Origin of the sequence: Paracoccus binzhouensis (genome assembly GCF_016446475.1) — a bacterium.
GTDB lineage: Bacteria > Pseudomonadota > Alphaproteobacteria > Rhodobacterales > Rhodobacteraceae > Paracoccus > Paracoccus binzhouensis.
Window position 1 is genome coordinate 1 of the sequence record NZ_JAEHFP010000159.1, and the last position, 7,953, is coordinate 7,953.

The 7,953-nt window shown below is 60.1% G+C and carries 6 protein-coding genes and 3 pseudogenes; 2 read left to right on the forward strand and 7 right to left on the reverse strand.

Going from position 1 to position 7,953, the window contains the following annotated elements; genetic code table 11:
* Positions 1 to 286 precede the first annotated feature (286 nt).
* Positions 287 to 523, forward strand: coding sequence for a hypothetical protein (locus I9P22_RS22205; protein ID WP_010400470.1), 237 nt, complete (start codon positions 287 to 289; stop codon positions 521 to 523).
* A gap of 115 nt (positions 524 to 638) precedes the next feature.
* On the opposite strand, the gene I9P22_RS22210 is transcribed toward I9P22_RS22205, so the two are convergent.
* Entirely contained in the window at positions 639 to 1,157 is a 519-nt protein-coding gene (locus I9P22_RS22210; protein WP_199262213.1) for a helix-turn-helix domain-containing protein, read from the reverse strand.
* Between the two features lie 822 nt (positions 1,158 to 1,979).
* On the opposite strand from I9P22_RS22210, the gene I9P22_RS22215 reads away from it, so the two are divergent.
* Positions 1,980 to 2,408: a DUF3768 domain-containing protein gene (locus I9P22_RS22215; RefSeq protein WP_199262215.1), complete on the forward strand. Its 429-nt coding sequence runs from the start codon at positions 1,980 to 1,982 to the stop codon at positions 2,406 to 2,408.
* A 166-nt stretch (positions 2,409 to 2,574) separates the two neighbouring features.
* Here the strand turns inward: I9P22_RS22215 and I9P22_RS22220 are convergent, their stop codons facing one another.
* The 6 genes and pseudogenes from I9P22_RS22220 to I9P22_RS22245 all read right to left on the reverse strand — a co-directional run.
* On the reverse strand, positions 2,575 to 3,366 hold the full coding sequence (locus I9P22_RS22220) for a TniQ family protein (RefSeq protein WP_199262216.1): 792 nt from the start codon (positions 3,364 to 3,366) through the stop codon (positions 2,575 to 2,577).
* Positions 3,363 to 4,244: a TniB family NTP-binding protein gene (locus I9P22_RS22225; RefSeq protein ID WP_038147410.1), complete on the reverse strand. Its 882-nt coding sequence runs from the start codon at positions 4,242 to 4,244 to the stop codon at positions 3,363 to 3,365. Before I9P22_RS22225 ends, I9P22_RS22220 begins: the two co-directional genes overlap by 4 nt.
* 1 nt (position 4,245) lies before the next feature.
* Positions 4,246 to 5,880, reverse strand: a complete 1,635-nt coding sequence (locus I9P22_RS22230) for a Mu transposase C-terminal domain-containing protein (RefSeq protein WP_199262217.1) — start codon at positions 5,878 to 5,880, stop codon at positions 4,246 to 4,248.
* Between the two features lie 162 nt (positions 5,881 to 6,042).
* Positions 6,043 to 7,452, reverse strand: a pseudogene (gene istA, locus I9P22_RS22235) (IS21 family transposase); the annotation flags it as partial.
* Positions 7,453 to 7,565: 113 nt separating this feature from the next.
* A pseudogene (gene tnpB / locus I9P22_RS22240) lies at positions 7,566 to 7,754 on the reverse strand (IS66 family insertion sequence element accessory protein TnpB); the annotation flags it as partial.
* Positions 7,751 to 7,953, reverse strand: a pseudogene (locus tag I9P22_RS22245) (IS66-like element accessory protein TnpA); the annotation flags it as partial. The pseudogenes I9P22_RS22245 and tnpB, both read right to left, overlap by 4 nt.

The window sequence follows — 7,953 nt, forward strand, 5'->3', positions numbered from 1 at the left end:
CCTGTGGGCTGAAATGACCGCCCAACTTGCCGCATGAGACAATCAGCGAAGTTTCTGGCCAGTCAGTGAAAACAACCTGACAATGCCGCCGGACCTATCCACCACCACACGGATCTTGTCATTCTACCACACCGGTCAAGGACGGCGGGCGCGCAAGCGCGCCCTTGCAAGCGGCCCGTGCCGGGCCGTCCCTGACTCGGCGTGTCCGATGCCGGCGACCGTGCGGGGCGGCTAAAGCCTCGCATTTCCCGGTCAGAACGCTTACATTCCTGAAAGGAGATCATTCATGGCAAACGCACTGCACATCGACACCCTGAAATTCGCCCGCAAACTCACAGATGCGGGCATGGATCAGAAAGCGGCTGAAGCCATTGCCGAGGGGCTGGCCGAGGCGGATACCTCGACCCTCGCCACCAAACAGGACCTGGCCGAGTTCAAGGCCGAACTGTTTCGCCATCTCTGGATCATGGCCGCTGGCATCGTTGGCCTGACTGTCACGCTTATAAAAGTCCTGCCGGGTTGAACGGCTAAGTGGCCCCTTCGGGGGCCACTTTCATATCTCGCCCTGTTTTGTCCCTCGCAGCCGCGCGCAATGCCGGACGCTGGCAGGCGCTACGCGCCAACCAGCGGCACGCCGGCTAGGCGCGCCATGCCCCGATCCCCGACCACAATCCATTCAGGTGCGTGCCAGCCGCAACGCGGCGGTCATCGTCATTCGGATAAAACGCATAAACCGCACCTGTCATCGCCTCGTAACCACCAACCTTGTCCAGCCGCTTGCCAGCCTCATAAACACGTCTCGTGATTTCCGCCGGAATCGAATGCCGCGTTGACGGGTCCTGATACGCCCGTTCATATGCCTCATACGCCGTGCGAGCGGCCAAAAATGCAGTAAACAGATCAATATAATAATCCGTGCGGGGCGGCTCAGGTTCGGCAGTTCGTATGCCCGTCAGCAGCCACTTTGCATCACAACCCGTCGCTTCAATCGTTGCCGCGACGTGCTCGGCCTTCGGCTCTCGTGTCAGGTTGAAGTAACGATAAATCGTCGCACGACTGACACCGCAAATCGCTGCCGCGTCATCTGTAGATAGCTTGGCGGCATCAAAGGCTTGCTCCATGCGATGCCCAATAGTCTTATGGTACGGATTAGCCATTTTCGATACACCCTCGGTGAAATAAGAAACTCGATTTTTTCCAAATGGTTTTGATTTGACCCATTTGGATACTTTATTGAACCGAATGGAGAATGCAAGGCGTCTGCCCGCAAGCGGGCACCGCGTTCTAGCTTCGGCCGGCGATGCCAGCCTTCGCCCGAGCCAGACAGGGCGATGCTCCCGGCTGCGGCAGGTGCCTGTCCGTCTCGTCCCGAGCCAGCCATGCCCCCGCCGGTCCTGGTCGCCCTGCCCTGCCCGTCTCGGCCCTTACGGGTAACGCCCGCATGACGCGGGGCTTCACCTTTCCCACAATCTGCTCACGTCCCTTCGCTCTATGATGGCGCGTTCCGTTCGCAGACTGCTGACGGCCGACAGCGCCCGCTCCCGAAGTCGCGGCCTTGCGGCTGGAAAAGGTGAAGCAGGATCCAGTGGCGGCCCGCGCATGGCGCGTGCCCGGTTGATCCAGTGGCCGTTGCGGGGGATCGACCGGGCCTTGCCCGGCTCACCCCCGTCCCGACGCCTTTTCCATTCGCCTTGTCCGCCCAACAGACCTGCCCTGGCCGGTCAAGGGGCAAGCGCCGCGCGTGCCGCGCGTCGGCGTCCAGCCGGGCCGTGTTGTCGGGCTGACGCCCGCCTGCCCGCACCACCCCGGCCTACCGCCCCCATGACAGTCCCGTGCAGGCCCGTGGGTCGGGCTTCGCCCTCACCCACTCTGTTCCGCCGGAAACATGCGTTTCCGGGCAGATCAGACTGGCCGAGGCGCAGCCCATAGGCGGAGCGGGATCAACCCGCCCATCGTCGCTAGAGATAGGAACGTTCAATATGAACACTACCACCATCCTCCAATGCGGTTCCTGCCTTGACCATTACGAAACGAGGCAAGCCACACCGGGATATTGCCCGGCCTGCACCACCGCCCGCATCGCCCAAGACAATGACAGGTTCCGGGCTGTGGCGGCCTTGGGGTGCCCTTGCGACATTCCCGGTCAGGTGTTTTTCACCCCGGGCGTGACCGAGAAGGGGCCGGAGTTCCTGACGCTTTTGTGCCTCACCGTCGCCGGTTTCACCGACTTCAATGAGAACAATGACCCATGGGGCGATCATTCCTTTGGTGCGGTCGAAGTCTGCGGCACCCGCGTTTTCTGGAAGATCGACCTTTACGACGAGAAACTTGAGTTTGGGACCAGCAACCCCTTGGACCTAACGGTCACGCGCCGCGTCCTGACCATGATGCTACCGTCCGAATACTGACCAACCAAGCCCCTGCCTCACGCGGGGGCTTCAATCATTATACGGCATTGCCGTATATTTTTGTTGACCACTAGGCGGCATTGCCGTATAGTTATCCTATGCAAAGCGTAATTGTCGCGTTGCCCTTTAATCTGAGACGCGACGCGTTTGGCGACAATTTTTGCCCTTAATTGTGAGATACGGCTGTCATGGGGCCCCTGTTTCTCGCGCACCTTTGCGCGATGTGATCAACCGCGGCAAGCAATCGAGGCTCCTTCTCGAAGGCGCGCAAGAGAGCAACCCTTGCATAGTCGTCGATGCTTTTGCTGACGATGGCTGCCTTAGCCAAGGGATGAGATCGAGCGGCGGCGATTGCGGCGAGGCAGAACAGCCTAACTTCCGATCTGGGGTTCTGGACAGCGAACGACGGATCCCCGCGGAAGGTTTTGAGTGACATGGCAAAGGTGACCGCGCGCATTGCGCGCCGAAGTTGCTTGGGGCCGCGCGAGCGCGCGGCGCAGGCAAGCATCCCTGCCCCGCGGCGCGCTCGGTATATCAGTTTTCCAGATATTTGTTCCTCACGGAGTTTGCCAAGGGTCTGCACAAGTCTCGTCCCGCAAACTTGGCAGTCAAATGCCCAGGCCCGCCTCCAATGCCTGAGCGAAAGACCCTCTCTGGCGCATTGCATGCAATGCTGGAATGGCATCTGAGCCGTCAGCGAGGCTTCTCGTGGCGTCATTGCCGGAAAGGTCAAAGATCGAACAACATCTGGGTTAACCCGTGCGGCGTTGGCAATCTTCGCCGCCGCAGCCGCGTCGACGTTGAAGTCCAAGGCGGTGCCATGCGCGGTATCGATTCTGAGATGAGCCAGTAGTTCCGCATCATCACAGTAGTTGGCCGCCGCCAGCCGAGACAACCAACCTGACAACAACTCGTCTGGCAGCGGCGCGACAGTCTTGGGCAGCGGGTGCGGCTTCACACCCGGGACTTCTGGAGCCGCCGATGGGGGTTCGCATGGCGCGACCAAACCGGCGTCCATTTTGCGATTGCGTCATCGGTGATGCATTCCTCGCCTGTGATAATGGCGTCGATGGAAAGATCCTTGACCAGAGCGAAGATGCGCGAGGTCACCCCACCGGTCAGTGCCAAGACCTGCTTGAGAGATTTGACCTTCAGGTTGGACTTCTTTTCCAGTGGCATGGCAGCAATAAGGGTCTGGATCATGTCCGAGAACTCGGCATCGTCGCGCCAGTTTGGCAGATGATGTTCGTCCAGCCGTCGGGCAAGCTGGATATCACCGCGAATAGCATCGACGGCCTCGCTGACCCCAAGGCAGACCAGTGACACCTCGAGTTCATTGCTGAGATACCGCAGGACATTGAGAAATCGGCGCTGTTCGCGGTGGGTCCCGGCCAAGAGATTGTGGACCTCGTCGATCATGATCATCCGCAGGCCAAGGTCGCGCAAGAGCGCGATGACACGGACTTCGAGGGAAGCCACATTTTGAGCGCGGGCGCTAAGAGCCGTCGCCGGGGCGCCGACGGCGGCCAGGATGTGCAGGTAAAACCGCCGTTCATCAGGTGCGGGCGGCGCTTGCAACAGCAGAAGCGGTGTGCGGGTGATGCCCGACGCCGGATCGTATTCTGGTGCGTACTTGCGCGACAGGTTTCGGGCAATCATCGTCTTTCCGATCCCGGAGGCGCCATGCACAAGAAGCCCAGGCATACGGGTTTGTCGTGGCGCTTCGATCATGCCCTGCAAGCGGTCCAACACCTGTTCCGCCCGAGGAAAGCCGATCCAGATATCCGATTGAATGAGGGCGATCCGGCCGTCTTCTTCAGTTGTCCCTGCCCTCAATTCACCATCTCTCCACCTTGAACAATGGGCGCGATGTATCACCCGTATCGATCGGGCGCAGCCCTTCGGTTGTCGAGACGGCCGAGTTCGTGCCCTTCAATGTCCCTTTTCTTTCACGGGTTCTGCGTTCGGCCTTCGTCAGGCCCCGGCTTTCAGCTTCGATCTGGCGTTGCTGTCGGATCAGCTCAGCCAGCACCAGCTCATTAGACCCGGACTTGCCAAGGGCACGGGCCTTCCTCATCGCTTCGCGATATTCCCAGAGCGAGACGGGCGGAATTTCCAGGTTTCTGTACCGCGCCTCAACATACCGGCCATCGTCCAGTTCGACCCAGATCATTGAGATATCGCGAGGATCGTAGCGAACGACCACCTTTCCATCCCCGCGCCCAATGTGGCCTGCAAGGGCATCGGACCAGTACCTTATCTGGAACAGATGGATGCCGTCACGCCTGATCTTGCGCAGTTCACTCGGCAGGAAGCTCACCTGAAAGGCTTCCATCTCGAAGGGGATGTCGCCTGTCATTTGCTCTGAGAGCGCCTCCCATTTGGCAACGGGCGTGCAGCCAAGACTTGAATGAATGCTGTTGTTGTAACGGCAGATTTCCAGAGCAAACCAGCGATCGAATTCGCTCAACGTCATCGTGGCCTTGCTTTCGGCGTCATAGTCGCCCTTTGCCGCGATCGAGGATTGCGTTGTTCCCGGCAACAGGTGAACGGCCCCCATCATGGTGCCGATCAACCGTTCGATGTGACCACCGAAGTGAGGACTTGCTGGCGGTCGATAGACCAGATCGATCCCCCAATCCGCACAGGCCGACCGAAAGGCGCGCGACCGGAAATCGCGACCGTTATCGACGTGGATGCTGTGCGGTTTGCCCTGTGCCGGCCAAGGAACATCGCACGCCAATTCCGCAAGAAGTTCCTCCTTGAGGGCCACCGCCTGTGTCAGGCAAAGCGCCACTGACAGACGCGAAGGTGCCTCGAGAGAGGTGTAATATCCGGTCACCATCCGCGTTGCGACGTCGATCGCCAGCGTGACCCAAGGCCGCCCAATTGGTTTGCGTTCAAAGCCGTCGACAAGAATGATGTCCGCCGGTGTATGATCAATTTGGACGATCTCCAGTGGCATACTGGCCTTGTTCTCACCTGTGACCGGCGCAAATTTCTGGCGGGCCGCCTTTGCGCCCTCTCGTGCCTTCGCAACTTCGCGGGCATCCATCGCATCCAGACGACGCTGAACCGTCCGACGCGTCGGCGGTTGCAAGCCCTGCTGCCAGCACGCGCTGCGGATTTCTGTCACGACGCGCGAGAGGCTCGGACGTTCCCGGCGCAAGAAACATCGGCGAAGATGCTCTTCGATCACCGCTTCGACCCTGCTGGATATCAAGGTCGTACCGGTCGGGCGGCCCCGTTTCCGCGGAGCCAGCGCGCTGGTGCGTCCACCTTCTTCGACCAGCCGCTTTATCCAACGCCAGACCGTCGCCCTGCTGACACCAAGCTCCCAAACGGCGTCATTGATGCCACTTTCCAGACTGCCAGTCCCTTTCAGAAATGCTTGAACAAGCGGGCGCAGCACCGCGGCCCTGCGCGCCTCTTCAGCGCCAACTGCAACGGAGTCTTCGCCATAATCATCCATCGATATTTGCTGCACATGTCTGTGAACCCTGTCTCAAGTTTAAGGGCAAAAATATCGGAATTAAAGGCAAAATCTCATATTTAAGGGCAAAGGACAGCCGTTGATTTCGTTGAATCTCTCATCTCACAATTAAGGGCTACGCGACAGCGGCCCATCGTTGGTTTTGCCATCAATCAGGCGATGTAGGATATTCAGCACGTGGGTCTTGGTCGCGACCCCTTCGGCCAAAGCCAGTTCCACAGCGGTCAGAACAGCTTGTTCGTCATGGTGCAGGACCAATGCAAGGATATCGACCATCTCACGGTCTCCACCAGGACGTCGCAGCATCTGTTCCTGCAGCTGCTTGAATCCTGACGGCAGTTCGGCAAACGGAGCGCCATTCCTGAGCGCGCCAGGTTTGCGCTGGATGACCGCCAGATAATGCCGCCAGTCGTAGACCGTTCGCGGCGGTAGTTGGTGGGAGCGGTCAATACGCCGTGCATGCTCGCATAGGATCTGGCCTTCTGCGGCGATGACGAGCCGGTCAGGATAGACGCGGAGGCTGACAGGGCGGTTCGCGAACGACGCCGGCACGCTGTAGCGGGTCCGCTCGAAGCTGATCAGACAGGTGGGAGAGACGCGCTTGCTCAATTCGATGAAGCCATCAAAGGCCGGCGGCACAGGCATCAGCGCGGCCTGTTCCTCAGCCCAAGCATCGGCCACAGTCCCAGTCAGACGGCCATGCGGGATCTCCTGCCAGAGCTCCTTGCAGCGCTGTTCCAGCCAATCATTCAGCGCCGCGAGATCGGGAAAGTCCGGTATCGGCTGCCAAAGCCGCGGTCGTGCATCCTGGACGTTCTTCTCGACCTGACCCTTCTCCCAACCTGCGGCCGGATTGCAGAATTCCGGCTCGAAGACATAATGGTTGGCCATGGCGAGGAAACGCATGTTGACCTGTCGCTCCTTGCCGCGCCCGATCCGATCCACCGCTGTCTTCATGTTATCGTAGATGCCACGTTCCGGCACACCGCCCAGAACGCGGAAGCCGTGCCAGTGGGCATCGAACAGCATCTCGTGGGTCTGAAGCAGATATGCCCGCACGAGGAACGCCCGGCTGTGAGACAGCTTGATATGCGCAACCTGCAACTTTGTGCGCTCACCGCCAAGAACCGCGTAATCTTCGCTCCAGTCGAACTGGAAGGCTTCACCCGCTCGGAAGGTCAGTGGCACGAAACTGCCGCGCCCCGTCGTTTGTTGTTCACGCTGGCGGTCTGCTCGCCACGCCCGGGCGAAGGCCGCAACTCTGCCATAAGAACCGGTGAAGCCAAGAGCCACGAGATCAGCGTGAAGCCGTGTCAGTGGACGGCGCTGCTTACGTGATTTGGACGCCTCGGTCTTCAGCCATCCCGCAAGCTTGTCCGCAAAAGGATCAAGCTTGCTCGGACGCTCCGGAACCGCGAACTTCGGCTCGACCGTGCCAGAGTTCAGATACTTCTTGATGGTGTTGCGCGACAAACCTGTGCGACGTGCGATCTCACGGATCGGCAGTTTCTGTCGCAGGGCCATCCGCCGGATGACATTCAAAAGTCCCATGTGGATCACTCCTCGGTCCCCCGTCGCTTGCTGCGTTGGGAGAAGGGTCACATGGGTCAATTCTCAATGAAAATTTTGCCGGATACCGGGTCACGTCTCGACGGAAATCAACACCCCTGGCCATCCCACCAGATGACCTTCACCAGATCACCGCGACGGCCGCGGAAGACGAAGAGATGCCCGCCGAAAGGATCCTGCTTCAGCACCGCCTCGGCCTGCGCCGCCAAGGAAGCAAAGCCCTTGCGCATGTCGGTGACCCCGGCAGCCAGCCAGACCCGCGTGTTGGCCGGAACCGGGATCACGCCGAAAGTCCCCGGATCAGCCGCGCCAGCGCCTCAGGATCATAGCTGCCGCTGATCCGCATCCGGTGACCGCCCGCCAGCTCGATCTCGATGTGGTTCTCGGCGGCAGGTGCCGCCGGAGTAGACCTGGTCTCCGCGACGATCTCTACGGGCAGAAACCGCGCCTCCTCTGCTGGGCGCGCAACCGAGGTGGGGTCCG